Below are 18,704 nucleotides of genomic sequence, written 5' to 3'. Positions count from 1 at the left end.
TTATCGATACGCCGAGATGCGTTCCTGGATGATGCGCGCATTGTCGCCGGCGGCGATGCTGAAGAACACATCGGCCATCATCTCCTGCCGCGCGACCTGTCCAGCGACAATCGCCTTCAGCTTGTTGGCGATCGGCAGGAAGACCAGATTGGCAAGACCGACGCCGTAAATGGTGGCGACAAACGCCACCGCAATGCCGCTGCCGAGCTTGCCCGGGTCGGACAGGTTTTCCATCACGTGAATGAGCCCCAGCACCGCGCCAAGGATGCCGATCGTCGGCGCATAGCCGCCAGCCGCTTCCCATATCTTCACTGCCTGGCGCTCGTGCCGTTCGAACGACGAGATGTCGCGATCGAGAATCTCGCGAATCCGGTTGGGATCGATGCCGTCGACCACCAGCCGCATCGCCTTGTTGACGAAGGGGTCGCTGACCGCAAGCAGGTGCCGCTCCAGACTCAACAATCCTTCGCGCCGCGCCGCCGCGCTCCAGCGGTTGATTTCGGCGGTCAATGCAGGCAGGTCTTCGACAGGCGGCGAAAACACCCAGCGCAGCATCTTCACGCCACGGACGAAGTTCGCCTTGCCACTTTGCAGCAGCACGGCACCGCAGGTGCCGATGACGACGATGGCGAACGCCGCCGGCTGCATCAGCGCGCCGATGGCCCCTCCTTCGAGCGCCCGGCCGGCGATAATGCCGACCAGCGCAAGCACAAGACCGGCTACGCTAGCCCAGTCCATGATTCTTCTCGCAGCTTCGAGCGCAGGCGCGAAATGGCCTGGCTGTGCAACTGGCATACGCGCGACTCCGATACACCCATCACGGCACCAATCTCCTTCAGGTTGAGTTCCTGCTCGTAGTACAGGCTCATCAGTATCTTCTCGCGTTCCGGCAGTCCCTCGATCGCATCGACGACAGCGCCGCGGAATGCGCCGTTGACGAGGCAGCGCAGCGGATCGCTCGCCTCATCGACGCAATAGCGGTCGAGAAAGTTTTCGTTGCCGTCGCCATCGTGAAAGTCTTCGTAGTAAATCAACTGGTGGCCGCTGCCGTCGGACAGCATTTCCTGGTAATCCGGCAGCGACACCTTGAGCTCATCGGCAATTTCGGTTTCGCTGGGCGAGCGGCCAAGCCGCTGCTGCACGGCATTGATCGCGACATCGACCTTGCGCATGTTTTGCCGGATGCTGCGCGGCAGCCAGTCGCTGCTGCGCAGCTCGTCGAGCATCGCGCCGCGAATTCGCTGCACCGCGTAAGTTTCGAATTGTGCGCCATGCGTTTCTTCGTAGCGATTGACGGCGTCCAGCAAGCCCATCATGCCGGCCTGGATCAAATCGTCCACTTCCACGCTGGGCGGCAGCTTGGCGCGCATCTGATGCGCCAGCCGCTTGACCAGCGAGGCATGCTCCACGAGAAGGTCCTGTTTATCTGTTTTTCCACTAACCGTATACATTTGAAAGCCTGTTTTGCATTGGTTGAAGCTCGCGAACGGGCCGTATGTCCTGGGTGCAGCCTTACAAGCCGAGACGGGCGGCGGCGGGTGCAACACCCTGCAACTCCCCTCCCGGCAACTCGGGCAAGCTGATGCGCTCGGCCAGGCGTCTGAACGCCACCGACGCGCCCGCCAGCGGAAACGCATCCACCACGGAGCGTCCGAGCCGCGCCGCGCGCGTCGTGTGCTCGTCCGCCGGCACGGATCCGACGGAATTGAGCTTGACGGCCAGATAGCGGTTGGCCGCCTGCGCCATGTTTTGATACACCACCTTCGCCTCCTTTTCCGATGCGCCGGTGATCAGGATGCTGAACGGCCTGCGCCCCACTTCGCCATTGATGCGCTTGATGATCGAATAGGCCGTAGTGATCGATTCCGGACTGGTCGATACCTGCACCACGATTTCGCTACCGGCCAGCGTCGGGATCGGGAACGCATCGTCCTTGCCGAGCTCGGCATCCACCACCACGATGTCGGCCTGCGTGGACAGCACGCCGAAGGCATTGGCGAGGCGCTGCATCTCCTGCGGTTCCCTTGTCGCCGAACGCTGTGCGCCATGCGCCAGTGCCGCGATGCCAAAGCCTTGCGGCATGCGCTGCACCACCTCGTCCAGCGCACGCTCCTGGCGAGCGACCTGCAGGAGACTCGCGCCTTGCGTCGCTCCCATGCGTTCCGCAATCCCCTGCGCGCTGACGCAGGCATCGACCATCAGCACATCGCTGCCGGACTGCGCGAGCGACGCCCCCAGGTTGACGAGCATCGCGCCCTTTTCTTCATCCGACGTCGCCGACAGAAAGGTGTAAATACGCGGTTTCGGTCCGGCGAGCATCCGCCGCAGACCTTCCGCCTGATCCGAAGCGTAGTTACCCAAGTTTCACCCCTTGCAGGCTCTTGTCGTTCGTTCCGCGCACGCCGTTGGCGACCACCATCGGCACCTCGTGGTCTTGCAGCTGGAAGGGTCCGGTTTCGCGCTTGAGCTTGAACGCACGATCCACCAGATAGTGCTGATTGGCGACATGCAGGTCTTCCGGCACGCGCTGGCCGTTGGCGACATAGAACAGGTTCAGCTTGCGTCGGATCATCACGTCCAGCACGTTGCCGATCGTGGCGGCTTCGTCCAGCTTGGTGACGATGCAGCCGGCGAGACCGTCGCCAAGATACGAGCGCACCACTTCGCTCAGCGTTTCGCCGGTCGATGTCGCGGACAGGCACAGCAGGCGCTTGACCTCGGTGCCGACGCCTTGCAGCATCGCCACCTGCTCCGCCACCATCTTGTCGCGCTGCCCCATGCCGACCGTGTCGATCAGCACCGTGTGCTTGGTCTTGAGTTCGTCCAGCGCGATGCGCAAATCGGTTTCATCCTTCACCGAATGCACCATGACGCCGAGAATCTTGCCGTAGATGCGCAATTGTTCGTAAGCGCCGATACGATAGCCGTCGGTCGTGATCAAGGCCAGCGCGCCGGCGCCGTGCCGCATCACGCAGCGCGCCGCCAGCTTCGCCGTGGTGGTGGTCTTGCCCACACCGGTTGGGCCCACCAGCGCGAAGACGCCGCCTTTTTCGAGCATCTGGCTTTCGTTGCTGATGACCGACAGGTTGCGTCCGAGAATCGCCTTGATCCAGTTCATCGCGTCTTCCGGTTTGTCACCGGCAGGGAGTTTTTCCGCGAGGTAGCGTGCGAGGGTTGCGCTGAAGCCGGCCGCCAGCATTTCGCGCAGCACCAGCGTTTTCATCGGGTCGCGCTTTTGTTCACCGCTCCACGCGATTTCGGCGAGCTGCTCTTCCAGCGCCCCACGCATCGAACGAATCTCGGTCATGAATTCGGTGCGCAATTCGTTCATCACTTCGGCGAGGTCGATATGCGGCACGTCTGCCGGCACGTCTTTCGGAATGGAACGAGGTGCCAGGTTGGTGGTTTGCGCTGGTGCTACCGGAGCAGCCTTGGCTGAGGTGGATGCATGCCGCTGGACTTCCGGCCACTTTCCGGCGCGCGCTTCCTTGGGCGACATTGCATCCATCGAAGGCTCGGTGCGCTCGGGTAGCGAATCTTCACTCGCATTGGTCCGGCGAAGTAGCGCCGGCGCGGGGTTGCCGTTGCCACCTTCGACGTGGCCGGCGACTGCTCTTGCAATCGCTTCCTGAACTTTTTTGTCGCCCGCCGGTTCCGCCAGCGACGCCATGTCCTCGATCGGCAATGCCAGGATTTCGACCTGGCCGTTCACCTCCCTGTTGGAAAGAATCACTGCATCCGGGCCGAGTGCGTCTCGAACCATGCGCCATGCCTCGCGTGATGTTTTTGCGAAGAATTTTTTGACGTTCATGCTTGGGCTCCAACCAGGGTGGTAACTCTAATCGTCTTGGAATCGGGAAGTTCTGCGTGTGACAACACCTTCAACTGCGGTACCGTGCGGCGCAGGAAGCGGGCAAGCGAGGCGCGCAGCGGCCCCGGCACCAGCAACACCGGCGTCAGCCCCATCTGCTCCTGCTGGCGCGCCGCCTGCTCGGTCTGCATGGCGAGCGTATCGGCAAGGCCCGGCTCGAGACCCGCGTTATCCGGTCCGCTGGACTGCAATGCCTGCATCAGCAGGCGTTCGAGCCGGCCGTCGAGCGTCATCACGGACAGCTCATTGGTGGCCGGGAAAATCTGCTGCACGATGGCGCGCCCCAATGCAATCCGTACCGCCGCCGTCAAGTCGTTCGGGTCTTGCATATGTCCGGCGTTCTCGGCCAGCGTCTCGATGATGGTGCGCATGTCGCGAATGTGAACGCCCTCGGATAGCAGGTTTTGCAATACCTTTTGCAGGGTCGAAAGCGAAATCTGTTTCGGCACCAGGTCTTCCACCAGCTTGGGCGTTTCCTTGCTGAGGTGGTCGAGCAATTGCTGCACTTCCTGGCGACCGAGCAGTTCGGCCGCATGCGTCGAGATCAGGTGATTCAAGTGCGTCGCGATGACCGTGCCGGCATCGACCACGGTGTAGCCCATGACTTGCGCCTGGTCACGCAGATTGCCATCGATCCAGACCGCCGGCAGGCCGAATGCCGGATCGGTGGTGGTCGCGCCCGGCAGCGTGCCGCTGACCATGCCGGGATTGATGGCGAGGAACTGGCCGACGTAGGATTCACCGCTGCCGACTTCCACGCCCTTGAGCGTAATGCGATAGGCCGAGGGTTTCAGTTCGAGATTGTCGCGAATATGCACCGGCGGCGACAGGAAGCCGATCTCCTGCGCAAACTTCTTGCGGATGCCCTTGATCCGGCGCAGCAGTTCGCCGCCCTGCGACTTGTCTACTTGCGGAATCAGGCGGTAGCCGACTTCGAGGCCGAGCGTATCGACCGGCACGATGTCCTGCCAGGTCGCCTCCTCCACCTCGGGCGCGGCAGTGGCGGCCTCCGGCACGGGTGCCTGGGTTGCCGCCTTCTGCTCACGCTGCGATAGCGCATATGCGCCGCCTGCGAGAACGCCGGCCAGCATCAGGAAAGCGATGTGCGGCATACCTGGAATCACACCCATGCCGCCGATGATGGCGGCCGTGATGTAGAGCACCTGCGGCTTGGCGAACAACTGACCGACCAGCTGGCTGCCGATATCCTGTTCGCTGGCGACGCGGGACACGATCACGCCGGCGGCGACGGAAATGATCAGAGACGGAATCTGCGCAACCAGGCCGTCACCGATCGCCAGCAGCGTGTAATTTTTCACCGCCACGTCGAACGCAAGATCATGCTGCACCATGCCGACAATCAGGCCGCCGACGATGTTGATGATCGTGACCAGGATGCCGGCGATGGCATCACCGCGAACGTATTTGCTGGCACCGTCCATCGCGCCGTAGAACTCGGCTTCCTGGCCGACTTCCGTGCGGCGGCGACGCGCTTCCTGCTCGCCGATCATGCCGGCGTTGAGATCGGCGTCGATTGCCATCTGCTTGCCGGGCATCGCGTCCAGCGCAAATCGCGCACCGACTTCGGCGATACGTCCCGCGCCCTTGGTGACCACCATGAAGTTGATGATGGTGAGGATGATGAACACCACGATACCGACGGTGTAATTGCCGCCGATCAGGAAGTGGCCGAATGCCTCGACGACCTTGCCCGCCGCATCCGGTCCGGTGTGGCCTTCGGTCAGCACGACGCGCGTCGATGCCACGTTCAGCGACAGGCGCAGCATGGTGGACACCAGCAGCACCGTCGGAAACACCATGAAATCGAGCGGCTTGACCGTGTACAGGCTGGTCAGCAGGATGATGATCGACAGCGCGATATTGAAGCTGAAGAAGATATCGAGCACGAATGCCGGCAGCGGCAGCACCATCATCGCCAGCATCATGATGATCAGGATCGGCGCGGCAAGCGCCTTGCTGGAATTGCTGGGGAACCAGGCCGGCAGTTTCAAACCATTCATTGCATCAATCCATTAGCGCCAGGGGCTTGTGCAGCCGGATTGAGCGGATCCAGTTGCGGCGGCACGTCGATATCGCCCGGCACATCGGGACGATTGCCGCCATTCGTCTTGTAGGCGCGCAGCTGGAACACATAGGCGAGGACTTCCGCAACCGCCGTATAAAGACCTTCCGGAATCTCGTCGCCCAATTCGGTGTGCTTGTACAGGGCACGCGCCAGCGGCGGCGCTTCCAGCAGCGGCACGTTGTTCTCGGCGGCGATCTCGCGAATCTTGGCCGCCATTTCATCCATGCCCTTGGCGACGACGGTCGGCGCGCGCATCTTGCCGTCGGCGTATTTGAGCGCCACGGCGTAGTGCGTCGGGTTGGTGACGACGACGTCGGCGGTCGGAATTTCGGTCATCATGCGGCGCCTTGCCATCTCGCGCTGCATCTGACGCATCTTGGCCTTGATCTGCGGATCGCCGTCCGATTCCTTGGCTTCCTGACGCAGTTCCTCGCGCGTCATCTTCAGCTTGTTGGCGTAGTGCCAGATCTGGTACGGCCCGTCGATCAGGGCGATGACCACCAGGCTGCACACGATCGTGATGAAGCCCGTCAGCAGCAGGCTGGCCAGATGCGCACTGCCCGCCTTCAACGGCTCGACGACAAGGCCCAGCATCGACTCCATCTGACTGGAAACGACCATCCACGAAACGGTGCCGACCAGAATCGCCTTGGCGATGGCCTTGATCAGTTCGACGCCGGCGCGCGCGGAGACCATGTTGCCGAGGCCATTCAGGGGATTGAGACGGCCGAAATTCGGCTGCAGCGCCTTGCCGCTGAACAGCCAGCCGCCGATCAAGAGCGGCGATGCCAGTGCCACCAGCATCAGCAAGGCGGCCAGGGGCGCGAATACAATCAGCACATCGACCAGATCGCCGGCGATGCGCATGAGCAGAAGATTGAAATCGAATACCTGGGCACGGTCGAATGCCATTCCGGACGTGAGCATGCGATTGATCTGGCGCACCAGACCATCCCCCGTGAACCACAGGCCGGCGCCAGCAGCGAGCAAAACCGTGCACGTAGCCAGTTCCCGCGAACGGGGAACGTCGCCTTCTTCACGTGCCTGTTCCAGTCGCCGGGGCGAGGCTGGTTCTGTTTTCTCGAGTTCGCTGTCTTCGGCCATCGCCGACTCCTGTCGCCGCCGTCATTGCGTCGAGGACGACACAATGCGGGTTTTCAGGTGCGATTATTGGCCAGAAGCCGCGTCGACTATCGAGGGAATAAGTGCGAAAACCCCCCGCTTTTCGATTGCGGCAGGGAAATATTGCAGGCTTCGGCTTACAGCTTGAGGTTGCGCGCCCACGCGAGCGCCGACATGTGCGCGTCGTTCACCTGGATGGCGCTGATGCAAAGCGAGGTCGCCATCGACTCGACGTCGGTGGTACTGAGTTCGCAGGCTTCGGCCAATGCCAGAAACGGGCCGTAGATGCCTTCTCTCGACAGGAGCGCTTCCGTCACGGCATCCGACAGCTGAATCTTGTCCAGCACCTCTTCCATCGGAATGCCCAGCAACTGGTCGAGCAGCGAGAACATGCCGGCGACGAACAGGTTTTCCGCCTCGGTCCTGGGCAGGAAGGTCTCGCCGAGCAGCTCGGCAAAGCGGCCCCGGATGATCGCCGTCTGCATCAACACCGGCGAAAAGCCGGTCGGACCGGACGTTGCGAGAAGCACGGCCAGCCAGCGATACAAAGGCGAATACCCCATCAGCGTGACCGCGTGCTTGAGCGACTGGATTTCGCATCCGAGTCCGAACCCCGCCGAATTGATATAGCGCAGCAGCCGGTACGAGAGCGCGGCGTCGCGCTTGAGTACGCCTTCAAGGTGATTCATACCGGCCTCTTGCTTGACCATGTCCATCAGGCGCAGGATCATGGTCTGCGTCGGACTCAGGTCGCGCGCTTCGTCGCCGTGACGCCGCGACAAATGAAGCGTTCCTGCAAAGGCATCCATCCCAAGCGATGCAGCCGTTTCGTACCGCTCCCAGCTCGTGACGTTGCGTGCGACCATGCGCACGGACGGCAGGCCAAGCGCACGATAGATGCGCAATTGCTCAGCCAGATCGGGAGCGTCGACCGGAACCTCGATGTGCGAGAAAAGCGACAGCAGACTCTGGTCGACCGTCTCCAGCTGCGCGCCGCGCAGCGCAACGCCGTAACCCTGCACGCGCAAGGACTTGATCGCGGCCACTGCGCCCGGATCGCCGAGATCGTCGGCCCACAACGCCAGCACCTTGCCCTGCGGCGGCAAGCGGAAATAGGCTTCCGCCTTCAGCGTCGCCGGCGAGGCCGCCAGAATCAGCAGGCGGTCGTCGTGCGATCCGACGTATTCGTTGGCGTTGATCCGGTCGGTGACAAAATCCGCCAGCGCATTTGCCTCCGTATCATTGATCCTGCCGCTTCCCGTGCCATTACGCTGCCAGGATAGCTCGAACCCGAGCACGTGCTCCTGCGAGGTGATCAGCGGTTCACGAACAATGAAATTCTCGTGTTGCATGGATAGTCAGAGCAGAATCTGCTTCGGCAAAGGAAATGCATCAGCGGGTTGCAAGGCATCGAACGCATCGCGCAAACGTACCGACCCTGCGCAAGTCCAATGAGCATCGCCTGATGCATTGTTTCGCCCAATGACTGATAGTCGGTCAGCAGGCCGGGCGGCATGCAGCCGCACTCGTCCCGCAACTGCACGGGCACTCCAGCCAGGCAGACCTGGACGATTCGAGTGCGTTTTTGTTTTTCTCAAGAGCTGCAGCCGGCGTCAGGCGCCCGCGCTCATCTTTTCGAAAATCTTGGAGAGCTTTTCATCCAGTGTGGCGGCCGTGAACGGCTTGACGACATACCCGTTCGCACCGGCCTGTGCTGCCGCGATGATGTTTTCCTTCTTCGCCTCTGCCGTGACCATCAGCACCGGCAGCTTGGACAGCGCGGCATCGGCGCGAATGGTTTGCAGCATCGTCAAGCCATCCATGACCGGCATGTTCCAGTCCGAAATCACGAAGTCGAACGGTTCGCTCCTGAGTTTGGAAAGCGCCATGGCCCCGTCTTCGGCTTCGTCTACGTTTGTGTATCCCAATTCCTTGAGCAAATTGCGGACGATGCGACGCATGGTCGAGAAATCGTCGACAACCAAGAATTTTGTTTTCGGATCAGCCATGAATTACTCCAATGTTTCTTTCAACCGTTATCGACCTGTCGGCCGCTTATTGTCCAACCTCGCGGCCAGCCAAGTATAAATAAACTTGCCGCTATTATGCACTCTGTCGCCTGCCGCACAGCGCCGCAGCGGAGAAAAAACGACGCATTCCTGATGCTGCCGAGACGCATGCGCCACAGTCGTTTATGTTTTAACAACCCGCTTGCATCATCAAACACGCAGCGCACGACTGCTGTTGGCGGCGAGATGCTCCAGCACCATGCGCGGCAATTCCTGTAGCGGCCCTACCTCATGTGTCGCGCCGACGGCGATGGCTTCGCGCGGCATGCCGAACACCACGCACGAGGCTTCATCCTGCGCAAAATTGTATGCGCCGGCATTCTTCATCTCCAGCATGCCGGCCGCGCCATCCTTGCCCATGCCGGTCAGGATCACGCCGACAGCGTTCTTCCCTGCGCAACGCGCCGCCGAGCCGAACAGCACATCGACCGAAGGCCTGTGTCGATTGACCGGCGGCCCCTGGTCGAGCTGCGTCACGTAGTTCGCGCCGCTGCGAGCAAGCTGCAGGTGCGAGTGGCCGGGCGCGATGAACGCATGTCCCGGCAATACCCGCTCGCCCCCGGCCGCTTCGTTGACCGAAATCTTGCAGATGCTGTCGAGCCGCTTCGCGAAGGAACGCGTGAAACCCTCCGGCATGTGCTGCGTGATCAGGATGCCGGGGCAGTCCGACGGCATCTGCATCAGGAACTCCTTGATCGCTTCGGTGCCGCCGGTGGACGCGCCGATGATGATCAGCTTTTCGCTACTGGTCAGCGGGTTGCGAATCAACGGCAATGCGTCAGTGGCAGTCCTGGCATGCTCGGCGGACGCAACGGTACGCGCCTTGACGCGCGCTCTTGCCGCAGCCCTGATCTTGTCGGTGATCAGCTCGGTATATTCGAGCATGCCGCTCTGAATCGACAGCTTCGGCTTCGTCACGAAATCCACCGCGCCAAGCTCCAGCGCACGCAGCGTGATTTCCGAGCCGCGCTCTGTCAGCGACGACACCATGACGACCGGCATCGGCCGCAGGCGCATCAGCTTTTCAAGGAAATCGAGGCCGTCCATGCGCGGCATTTCCACGTCGAGCGTCAGTACATCGGGGTTGGTTTGCTTGATCAGTTCCCGCGCGACGATCGGATCGGGTGCAACGCCGACGACTTCCATGTCGGGCTGCTTGCCGATGATTTCCTTCATGACGCTGCGAATCAACGCAGAGTCGTCCACTATCAATACCTTGATCTTCATGGTGCGTGCTTTCGTAACGTCAGCCGGTCAGAACAACTCGACCGCGCCTGCCACCGGTGTGGTCTGCAGGCGGTTCGCGTAGTCCTGTTCGCGGTTGACGAGCGTGTTGTTGTTCAGTTGCTTCAGTTTCTTGACGAGGACCTTACCGGTGCGCGGGAAGAAATACACCTTGCGCGGATGAATGTCGTTCAGATCTTCCGCCGTGATTCGGATGCTCTCTGCGCGCAGGTAGTCGCGCACGAATTGCGCATTGCGCTGCCCGACGTTGATCGCGATGAAGCCGCGCAGAACATTTCCGCCGCCGAACACCTTCGCCTCCAGATTCTCGCGTCGCGCGCCCGCCTTGAGCAAATCGTTGATCAGTATTTCCATCGCGTAGGTGCCGTAGCGCATCGATGCCGAGATCGGGCTATCGGCATCGCCGCCGCCATCCGGCAGCATGAAGTGATTCATGCCGCCGATGCCGGTGACGCGGTCGCGGATGCATGCGGATACGCACGACCCCAGCACGGTCACGATCAGCATGTCCTTGCACGTGAAGTAGTACTCGCCGGGCAGGATCTTCGCCGCATCGCAGTCGAACGTCCGGTCGTAATAGACGTTGGTCGCAAATTGTTCTTCAAGTCCGCATTTCATGATTGATTCTCGTGCCGGCGTGACAAGGAATTGGCCGCCGCGTGTTTCGCTTCCAGTTCGTACACGGTCTTGCCCCGCAATTTGAGCGCATCGGATACATATAGAAAATTTTCGGAATGACCGGCAAACAACAGCGCATCCGGCTTCATCAACGGCACGAAGCGGGAAAGGATCTTGCCCTGCGTCGGCTTGTCAAAATAGATCATCACGTTGCGACAGAAGATGACGTCGAACTGTCCCTTGATCGGCCAGCTGTCCGCCAGCAGATTGAGCTGCTTGAAGGTCACCATCTGACGCAGTTCCGGGCGCACCCGCACCAGGCCCTCCTGCGCGCCCTTGCCCCGCAGGAAAAACCGCTTCGCGCGTTCCTGTGACAGCTTGTTCACGCGTTCCAAGGGATAGACCCCGTTCGCCCCGGTTGCCAACACATTGGTATCGATATCCGTCGCGATCACCTGCGCCGGCGGCGTCAATGTCCCGAATGCCTCGCACAGCGTCATCGCAATCGAGTACGGTTCCTCACCGGTCGAACTGGCGGAGCACCATACCGTCACCGGCTCCTTGCGATTGCGCACATGGTCGGCGAGGATCGGGAAGTGGTGCTCCTCGCGGAAGAACGACGTCAGGTTGGTGGTCAACGCATTGGTGAATGCCTCCCATTCATCGTCGTCCTGCCGGCCTTCCAGGCTGTCCAGATACACCTGAAACGAGCGGATGCCCGTCGCGCGCAGGCGGCGCGCCAACCGGCTGTAAACCATTTCCTGCTTGCTATCGGCGAGCGCAATGCCTGCGCGCTTGTAAATCAGCGCGCGCACTCGCTCGAAGTCGCGAGCGGTGAACTCGAACTCCTTGACTCCATCAATCTTGTTTTGCCGAACCGTATTCATCACATCCAACTTCTTTCCTTGACATCGCGGTTTGCTAACCGCATCCACACCACATCAATCAATCACGTCAACCCTGTTTCGGTGCCGCGCGCCGATCAGCGTCTCGCATCGCTGGGTCACCAGAACGGTAACCGATGCGGAATCCGCCCCAATGGCGTCCGGCGACGTAAATCGGTACGGATAAATCATGCATCACCTCACCCGTATCGCGTTTGTAAGTCTGCAACAGGAACGGCTCCGTATTCGAACCGCAGCGGGATCCAGTGCGATCGTTGAAGATCCGCTTGGTGCGATTGTTCACCAGGTCAGTCTCATAATTGCCGGTCAGCGCCTTGGAGAATTTCCTGTTATGCGTTGGAAAATACCCGTTGTTATCGACCGCACCGGCGTAAGCCAGCTGCGGCAGTTCCTTCAAAATCCGTTCCTGCACGTCAGGCAACACACGATCGGTAAATGCATCGAACAAGGTCGTGTGCTTTTGCGGATTCGTGTTCGGTATCGGCTTGTAATTGCGGTCAAACAAAGCCTGTTCACTGATTTCACCGCTTGCAATCGCCTTGTCGAAGATACCCCCGATCTCCTTCGACGCGACTTCGGCAACGTCCCGTATCTCGCCATGCACCGTCGTCACAGCGGAGCCTTCCAGTGCGATGAACAACGCCTCGCCGCGATCGGAAAGCGCCATCGCGGAACTCGCGGCACGGGGCAGCTCTTCCTCGGTCGACAACATGCGATCCCTGATTTGCGAAAGCGCGTCCGTGATCATGCGGGTGGTGTCCACATGCTCGCGCGATGCGGTCGCAATCTTCTCGATTTCACTCTGCGATACGCCGGCGGATCGCTCGATATTGCCCAGAAACCCGTGAACCCGTTCAACGTTCTGCGCCGCATCGGTCACTTTTCCGGTCAATGCAGTCATGTCTCGGGCTGCGCGTTCGGCTTCGTCGGTGATCTCACGCACCATGACGCCGATATCGTCGGTTGCCGATTTCGTCCGCTGTGCGAGCTGCCGTACTTCCCCTGCGACAACCGCGAAGCCGCGCCCGTGTTCGCCGGCACGCGCCGCCTCGATCGCCGCATTCAAGGCAAGGAGGTTGGTGCGCGCCGCGATCTCGTTGATCACTTCCGTGATCACGTGGATACGGCGGGATTTTTGCTGCAGCGTTGCCATCGTCCCGGATGCCGCCTGCGCGTCCTGCCTTGCGTCGCTGATCTGCTGCAAACCCCGGTCGACTTCGGCGCGACCCGCGACGCTTTCACGCCGTACGTCGGCGGCGACATTTGACGCGTTCTCTGCATTGATCGCGATTTGCTCCGTGGTGCCGGCGTTCTGCGCCGCACGAGTCACGATATCGTTGGTGGCCTCTACGTCCTGATCGATTTTCTTCTTGATCGATTCGACAAAATAGGATGTCTCGGCAGCACCGATCACGATGTGATCGAGCTCGCCCGCCATGAGTTCCGCCAGCGAATTGCGAGCCTCGTCATTGAATCGCAAGGCGAACAGGCAAATACCCGCCGTGATGACGGACGCCATTGCCGCAAGAAGGATCGGTTTCGCGGTCGCTCCGCCGGCCCAGTCAATCAAGGCCGTCAACAATGTGCTGACAACGATTGCCCCCGCTGCAATCAACAGGAGGCGAAACGATTTGTAATTCGCACGCTTCATCAGCTACTCCACCAATTCAGTCCGTTACTGCCTCTATGACAAATTACGCATACTCCATTTGCCGCATCATCTATATATCGGCGAAGAATGCGCGGGACTTGAGTATCAGCGTCTGCGTTTCGCAGTATTTATCAAGCACGGTATCTGAAAACGATTATGGCGCGCCGACTTTCAGGGTGATCGAAGAAACAGAGCGCCATTACCACGCTAATTACCACGCCAATTACCCATGTGAAAAAGGCGTGCCGTTCAAGCACGCCTTTCAATCATTGGCCGGGTGACCATGAAGGATTCCGATCTCGACGCATCACCCGTTGCCATTTCTTCCATGCGACGTCCGGGCAGGATGAAAAATGCCGCCAAGGCCCATGAGTGTCGGAACAATCAGAACTCTTCCCAGTCATCCGCATCGGTGGCAAGCGGCCGGCCCTTTTCTGCCGGCGCAAGCGCGGCTTTCGATGCAGCATCTCGCGCTCTCGGTACCGCCCTTGCAGGCGACATTTTTGGCGCAACGCGTTCAACCAGTGGTGTCGTCCGCACCGGCAATGCGTGATGGACGCCGCCCTCAAGCTTGAATACCGCGACCGCCTGCGACAGCGTACCGGCCTGATCCTGCATGCTCTGCGCCGCGGCGGCAGCCTGCTCGACCAGTGCCGCGTTCTGCTGCGTCATCTGGTCCATCTGGCTGATTGCCTGATTCACCTGCTCGATGCCGTTGCTCTGCTCGGTGCTTGCAGCCGTGATTTCGTTCATGATGTCGGCGACATGTCTTACCGAAGTCACGATTTCGTGCATGGTACTGCCGGCCTGATCGACCAGCTTGCTGCCGACGTCCACCTTCTCGACGGAGTCGTTGATCAGCGACTTGATTTCCTTCGCCGCACCGGCGGAGCGCTGTGCAAGGCTGCGCACTTCCGCCGCCACCACTGCGAAGCCTCTGCCCTGCTCGCCCGCACGCGCTGCCTCCACCGCCGCGTTCAGCGCGAGAATGTTGGTCTGAAATGCAATGCCGTCAATGACGCCGATGATGTCGACGATCTTGCGCGAACTGTCCTTGATCGATCCCATGGTGTCGACCACCTGCCCTACGACTTCGCCGCCACGTGTTGCAACCTCCGATGCCGACACGACCAGTTGATTGGCCTGACGCGCATTCTCTGCGTTCTGCCGTACCGTGCTCGTGAGCTCCTCCATGGACGATGTGGTTTCTTCGAGCGAACTTGCCTGCGATTCCGTGCGCGCTGACAGATCGGCATTGCCGGAGGCGATTTCGCGCGATGCGACGGCGATCGTTTCGGTGCCGAGGCGCACCTGGCCCACGGTGGTGACCAGGCTGTGGTTCATGTCCTTCAAGGCCTGCAGAAGCTGGCCGGTTTCATCGCGGGATCGCACATCGATCGTCTGTGTCAGGTCGCCCGACGCGACGCTCCTGGCCACGCGTACCGCCTGCTCCAGCGGCCTCGAGATCGCGCGTATCAGCCACACGCCGATAATCGCCGCCAGCAAGACGCCAAACACGACAGCCACGATCGACATGTTGCGCACCAATGTGTACATGTCCTGCGTGCGTTCGAATTCCTTTTCCGCATCATCGAGCTGCAGTTTGATCAGCGCATCGATGCTCTGTTGCAAGGGCGCGTAATGCTGGTTCATCGGCCCTTGCAGCAGCTCCATGGCCTGCTGCACGTTGGCGGCACGCAATGCGGCGACGGTCGGCTTCAGTCCTTCTTCGAGAAATTTCTTGTAACTCTCGTCAAAGCTGGTCACCAGCGTCTTGTCATCGGCAGCCAGCGAACCCGCGACATAGGCACTCCACTGCCTGCCAACTTCGCCGGTCATCTTGTCCACCTCATCCATTCTCTTGGTGACGACCGCTGGATCGCCGTTCATGGATTCGGCAACCGCCATTCTGTTCTTGTCGATCAGCCTGACTACCATGTCCAGCTGACCCATCGGAACAAGGCCGGTTTTGTATATCGATTTGAGGGAATTGTTGGCGGCACCCAGGCTGGTCAGGCCGACGACGCCGCTTCCTACCAATAGCAATGACAAAAAGCCAATGACGAAAACCAACCGCGATTTGATCGTGAGGTTATCAAGCATTTGCGCACCTTTATTTTTAGAGCGTCTAACAAAATGATTCTGAGAGTGTTGCGTCCCTTGCAGGGCGCGCCTTGGCTGGCAAGCCAAGGCCGCTACGCAGGCGCAACGCATGCGTTGCGAATCCCCTGCTTCGCCCTTGCCGTACAGTCGTACTGTCTGCGGCGGCGCGTCTACTCAGAACCGCTGCGTTTCATTTTGTTAGACGCTCTTGGAGTGCACGCCGCTGTCGAGCAACGCGCACCCTTGTCTCCGATTTTATTAGCACCTGATTTGTCAGGCGCCTTTGGTATGCCCGGCCTTCTTTGAGGCCTGGTTTATGCTGCGAGTGCTTCGATCAGGCCCATTTCGGCGCTGGACATCAGTTGGTCGATGTTGACTAGGATGAGCATGCGCTGCTCGATCGTACCCAGGCCGATCAGGTAGTCGGTATTCAGCGCCGTGCCCATTTCAGGTGCCGGCTTGATCTGTTCGGGCAACAGCGTCGTGACGTCCGACACGCTGTCCACCACCATGCCGACGACACGACCGCCGATGTTGAGGATGATGACGACCGTGAACTGGTCGTAGGTCGGCTCGCCGAGATTGAACTTGATCCGCATGTCCACGATCGGCACGATGATGCCGCGCAGGTTCACCACGCCCTTGATGAAATCGGGCGAGTTGGCGATGCGGGTGACGGTTTCGTAACCGCGGATTTCCTGCACCTTGAGAATGTCGATACCGTACTCTTCCTTGCCCAGCGTGAAGGCAAGAAACTCGCGTCCCGCGATATCGCGGTCGGAGTGATCTGCGAGTGCAGTGACGTTGTTTTGCATGGATAGAGTCATGGCGGTTGTCCTTCAGGAAAAAATGGGTGCATCGTTCAACTGACGGCTCGATCGCAATAACGCCGCGACGTCGATAATCAATGAAACGCCGCCATCGCCGAGGATGGTTGCGCCGGAAATGCCTGCCACCTTGCGGTAGTTCGATTCGAGATTCTTCACCACGACCTGCTGCTGCCCGACCAGATCGTCGACGAATAGCGCGGCCTTCCTGCCTTCCGACTCCAGAATGATCACGATGCCTTGCGACGGATCGGTGAAAACCGGTTCGATGTCAAACATCTGATGCAAGGGAATAAGGGTCAGATATTCCCCGCGCACCTTCACCACCCGACCCTGTCCGCTGATGTCCTTGATGTCGACAGGCGCAGGTTGAAGCGATTCGACCACATAGCCCAGCGGCAGGATGTAAATCTCCTCTCCTACCTTGATCGACATCCCGTCCAGGATCGCCAGTGTCAATGGCAATGAAATCGAGATGGTGGTGCCGAACCCTCTGGCCGAACGGATATCGACCACGCCGCCCATCGCCGTGATGTTGCGCTTGACGACATCCATCCCGACGCCGCGCCCGGAAACGTCGGTCACTGCTTCCGCCGTGGAAAAGCCGGGCGCAAAAATCAGCGGCCACACATCGGCATCCGGCATCGCGTCGGACACGGCGAGCCCTTGCTGCATCGCCTTTGCCAGAATCTTCTCGCGGTTCAAGCCGCCGCCGTCGTCGGTCACCTCGATGACGATATTGCCGCCCTGATGCGCGGCGGAGAGAGACAGTTTGCCCGTCTCGCCCTTGCCCGCGGCCCTGCGTGCCTCGGGCATTTCAATGCCATGGTCGATGCTGTTGCGCACCAGGTGGGTCAAGGGATCGACGATACGTTCGATCAGTCCCTTGTCCAGTTCGGTCGCCGCGCCATGGGTCACGAACTCGATCCGCTTGCCCAGCTTGTGTGCCAGATCGCGCACCATGCGCGGGAAGCGCGAAAACACGTAGTCCATCGGCATCATGCGGATGGACATCACCGCTTCCTGCAGATCGCGCGTGTTGCGCGTGAGCTGGTTGACACTGTTCAACAGTCGCTCATGCAGCATCGGATCGAGTCCGCTGGAACGCTGCTCGATCATCGCCTGCGTAATCACGAGTTCGCCGACGAGATTGATCAGCTGATCCACCTTCTCGATGCCGACGCGAATTGATGATGACTCCTGCGTGCTTGCGGCCCGCTCTGTGTCACGCCTGGCCGCCGCTTTCTTGTCGCTTGCCGATGCCTCGACATGTTCATGTGTCGCATCTGCTGCACCGCTGGCTGCCGCCTGCTCGGCTTTCGCCGCCGCCTCTCGCGCTTCCTTCATCGCGGGAGTATCGAACGGCTCGAAGAATCCGTAGCCCTGCCTTTCCTCCTGCGCCGCCTTGCTGGCGGCATCGGACCGCGCTCTTATCGTCTCGACAGGCTCGAAGAATCCGTAGCCCTGCGCGTTTTCCTGACCGGCAATCCCTGCTGCGGCCTCTCCCTGCGGAAGCTGCACCGCCTCTTCGGTAATCTTCAAGTCGTCCGGGTCGAGGATGAAGGAGCAGATCGCCACGATATCGCTCTCACTCTCTCCCGTGATGAGAGTGAATGCGGTACGGTTGTTTTCAATCGGCGTTCTGGTGATCGACCCCAACAGTCCCAGTTCGGCGGCGAGCGCATCGACGTCGCGCGCCTGCACTTCGGGCAGTTCGATGCGGAATTGCCGGGCGCTGCCCGGTGCCGGCATTGGCGCTGCATGCGGACGGCCGGCGGCGATCTCCAGCGAAGCAGCCGGCGGAGCGTGCGACACGTCGCCCTGCGAAAGCGATTGCAGCATCATGCGGGCATCACCCACCGCATCCTGGTCAACGGGCGTGTGCAAGCGATGCCCGTCCAACTGCATCTTGAGAATATCCTTGGCCACGAGAAATGCATCGACGTGCTCCGCCGTCAGCGCCATTTCGCCCTTGCGAATCTTGTCCAGCAGCGACTCCAGCACATGCGTGACTTCCGTCAGGTCGTTCAGACCGAACGTTCCCGCGCCACCCTTGATGGAATGCGCGGCGCGAAAGATCGCGTTGAGGTCCTCTTCGTCCGGCGCGGCGATATCGACGGCAAGAAGCAGTTTTTCCATCTCCGCGAGGAGCTCTTCGGCCTCGTCAAAGAACACCTGAAAGAACTGGCTCATGTCAATGGTCATTG

Annotated in this window: 16 protein-coding genes; 1 reads left to right on the top strand and 15 read right to left on the bottom strand. The window is 60.4% G+C overall.

Annotated elements, in window-relative coordinates:
- The 12 genes from D3870_RS07800 to D3870_RS07745 form a co-directional block, all read right to left on the bottom strand.
- Positions 1-738 carry a flagellar motor protein gene (locus D3870_RS07800; RefSeq protein ID WP_119738048.1) on the bottom strand — a complete coding sequence of 246 codons (738 nt, stop codon included), beginning with the start codon at positions 736-738 and terminating at the stop codon, positions 1-3.
- Positions 720-1,451, bottom strand: coding sequence for an RNA polymerase sigma factor FliA (locus D3870_RS07795; RefSeq protein ID WP_119741825.1), 732 nt, complete (start codon positions 1,449-1,451; stop codon positions 720-722). Before D3870_RS07795 ends, D3870_RS07800 begins: the two co-directional genes overlap by 19 nt.
- A 61-nt stretch (positions 1,452-1,512) precedes the next feature.
- Positions 1,513-2,361: a MinD/ParA family ATP-binding protein gene (locus tag D3870_RS07790; protein WP_119738046.1), complete on the bottom strand. Its 849-nt coding sequence runs from the start codon at positions 2,359-2,361 to the stop codon at positions 1,513-1,515.
- Positions 2,354-3,811, bottom strand: a complete 1,458-nt coding sequence (flhF, locus tag D3870_RS07785) for a flagellar biosynthesis GTPase FlhF (RefSeq protein ID WP_119738044.1) — start codon at positions 3,809-3,811, stop codon at positions 2,354-2,356. Before flhF ends, D3870_RS07790 begins: the two co-directional genes overlap by 8 nt.
- The gene (flhA, locus tag D3870_RS07780; RefSeq protein WP_199710564.1) at positions 3,808-5,892 is read right to left on the bottom strand and encodes a flagellar biosynthesis protein FlhA; all 2,085 of its coding nucleotides are present in this window, start codon (positions 5,890-5,892) and stop codon (positions 3,808-3,810) included. The genes flhF and flhA overlap by 4 nt, the downstream gene beginning before the upstream one ends.
- Entirely contained in the window at positions 5,889-7,061 is a 1,173-nt protein-coding gene (flhB, locus tag D3870_RS07775; RefSeq protein WP_119738039.1) for a flagellar biosynthesis protein FlhB, read from the bottom strand. Before flhB ends, flhA begins: the two co-directional genes overlap by 4 nt.
- A 155-nt stretch (positions 7,062-7,216) precedes the next feature.
- The gene (locus tag D3870_RS07770; RefSeq protein WP_119738038.1) at positions 7,217-8,431 is read right to left on the bottom strand and encodes an EAL and HDOD domain-containing protein; all 1,215 of its coding nucleotides are present in this window, start codon (positions 8,429-8,431) and stop codon (positions 7,217-7,219) included.
- Between the two features lie 261 nt (positions 8,432-8,692).
- On the bottom strand, positions 8,693-9,088 hold the full coding sequence (gene cheY, locus D3870_RS07765) for a chemotaxis response regulator CheY (protein ID WP_119738036.1): 396 nt from the start codon (positions 9,086-9,088) through the stop codon (positions 8,693-8,695).
- Positions 9,089-9,298: 210 nt separating this feature from the next.
- Positions 9,299-10,375 carry a protein-glutamate methylesterase/protein-glutamine glutaminase gene (locus D3870_RS07760; protein WP_119738034.1) on the bottom strand — a complete coding sequence of 359 codons (1,077 nt, stop codon included), beginning with the start codon at positions 10,373-10,375 and terminating at the stop codon, positions 9,299-9,301.
- Between the two features lie 27 nt (positions 10,376-10,402).
- Complete coding sequence (gene cheD, locus D3870_RS07755; protein ID WP_119738032.1) at positions 10,403-11,011, bottom strand: chemoreceptor glutamine deamidase CheD; 609 nt, start codon at positions 11,009-11,011, stop codon at positions 10,403-10,405.
- The gene (locus tag D3870_RS07750) at positions 11,008-11,898 is read right to left on the bottom strand and encodes a CheR family methyltransferase (protein ID WP_119738031.1); all 891 of its coding nucleotides are present in this window, start codon (positions 11,896-11,898) and stop codon (positions 11,008-11,010) included. The genes cheD and D3870_RS07750 overlap by 4 nt, the downstream gene beginning before the upstream one ends.
- A 67-nt stretch (positions 11,899-11,965) precedes the next feature.
- On the bottom strand, positions 11,966-13,567 hold the full coding sequence (locus tag D3870_RS07745) for a methyl-accepting chemotaxis protein (protein ID WP_119738029.1): 1,602 nt from the start codon (positions 13,565-13,567) through the stop codon (positions 11,966-11,968).
- Positions 13,568-13,665: 98 nt separating this feature from the next.
- On the opposite strand from D3870_RS07745, the gene D3870_RS22005 reads away from it, so the two are divergent.
- Complete coding sequence (locus tag D3870_RS22005) at positions 13,666-13,848, top strand: hypothetical protein (RefSeq protein WP_147375737.1); 183 nt, start codon at positions 13,666-13,668, stop codon at positions 13,846-13,848.
- A gap of 103 nt (positions 13,849-13,951) precedes the next feature.
- On the opposite strand, the gene D3870_RS07740 is transcribed toward D3870_RS22005, so the two are convergent.
- From D3870_RS07740 to cheA, 3 genes are all read right to left on the bottom strand, one after another.
- A complete protein-coding gene (locus tag D3870_RS07740) occupies positions 13,952-15,670 on the bottom strand; it encodes a methyl-accepting chemotaxis protein (RefSeq protein WP_119738027.1) in 1,719 nt (572 codons plus the stop codon).
- A gap of 314 nt (positions 15,671-15,984) precedes the next feature.
- Positions 15,985-16,485 carry a chemotaxis protein CheW gene (locus D3870_RS07735; protein WP_119738025.1) on the bottom strand — a complete coding sequence of 167 codons (501 nt, stop codon included), beginning with the start codon at positions 16,483-16,485 and terminating at the stop codon, positions 15,985-15,987.
- 24 nt (positions 16,486-16,509) lie between these two features.
- Positions 16,510-18,702, bottom strand: a complete 2,193-nt coding sequence (gene cheA / locus D3870_RS07730; RefSeq protein WP_119738023.1) for a chemotaxis protein CheA — start codon at positions 18,700-18,702, stop codon at positions 16,510-16,512.
- Between the last annotated feature and the right edge of the window lie 2 nt (positions 18,703-18,704).

It is taken from the genome of Noviherbaspirillum cavernae (genome assembly GCF_003590875.1).
Lineage (GTDB): Bacteria > Pseudomonadota > Gammaproteobacteria > Burkholderiales > Burkholderiaceae_D > Noviherbaspirillum > Noviherbaspirillum cavernae.
This window is presented reverse-complemented; position numbering and strand designations above follow the sequence as displayed.

Coding starts and splice junctions, on each gene's coding strand:
- D3870_RS07800 (WP_119738048.1), bottom strand. CDS start 738: ATGGACTGGGCTAGCGTAGCCGGTCTTGTGCTTGCGCTGGTCGGCATT.
- D3870_RS07795 (WP_119741825.1), bottom strand. CDS start 1,451: ATGTATACGGTTAGTGGAAAAACAGATAAACAGGACCTTCTCGTGGAG.
- flhF (WP_119738044.1), bottom strand. CDS start 3,811: ATGAACGTCAAAAAATTCTTCGCAAAAACATCACGCGAGGCATGGCGC.
- flhA (WP_199710564.1), bottom strand. CDS start 5,892: ATGAATGGTTTGAAACTGCCGGCCTGGTTCCCCAGCAATTCCAGCAAG.
- flhB (WP_119738039.1), bottom strand. CDS start 7,061: ATGGCCGAAGACAGCGAACTCGAGAAAACAGAACCAGCCTCGCCCCGG.
- D3870_RS07770 (WP_119738038.1), bottom strand. CDS start 8,431: ATGCAACACGAGAATTTCATTGTTCGTGAACCGCTGATCACCTCGCAG.
- cheY (WP_119738036.1), bottom strand. CDS start 9,088: ATGGCTGATCCGAAAACAAAATTCTTGGTTGTCGACGATTTCTCGACC.
- D3870_RS07760 (WP_119738034.1), bottom strand. CDS start 10,375: ATGAAGATCAAGGTATTGATAGTGGACGACTCTGCGTTGATTCGCAGC.
- cheD (WP_119738032.1), bottom strand. CDS start 11,011: ATGAAATGCGGACTTGAAGAACAATTTGCGACCAACGTCTATTACGAC.
- D3870_RS07750 (WP_119738031.1), bottom strand. CDS start 11,898: ATGAATACGGTTCGGCAAAACAAGATTGATGGAGTCAAGGAGTTCGAG.
- D3870_RS07745 (WP_119738029.1), bottom strand. CDS start 13,567: ATGAAGCGTGCGAATTACAAATCGTTTCGCCTCCTGTTGATTGCAGCG.
- D3870_RS07740 (WP_119738027.1), bottom strand. CDS start 15,670: ATGCTTGATAACCTCACGATCAAATCGCGGTTGGTTTTCGTCATTGGC.
- D3870_RS07735 (WP_119738025.1), bottom strand. CDS start 16,485: ATGCAAAACAACGTCACTGCACTCGCAGATCACTCCGACCGCGATATC.
- cheA (WP_119738023.1), bottom strand. CDS start 18,702: ATGACCATTGACATGAGCCAGTTCTTTCAGGTGTTCTTTGACGAGGCC.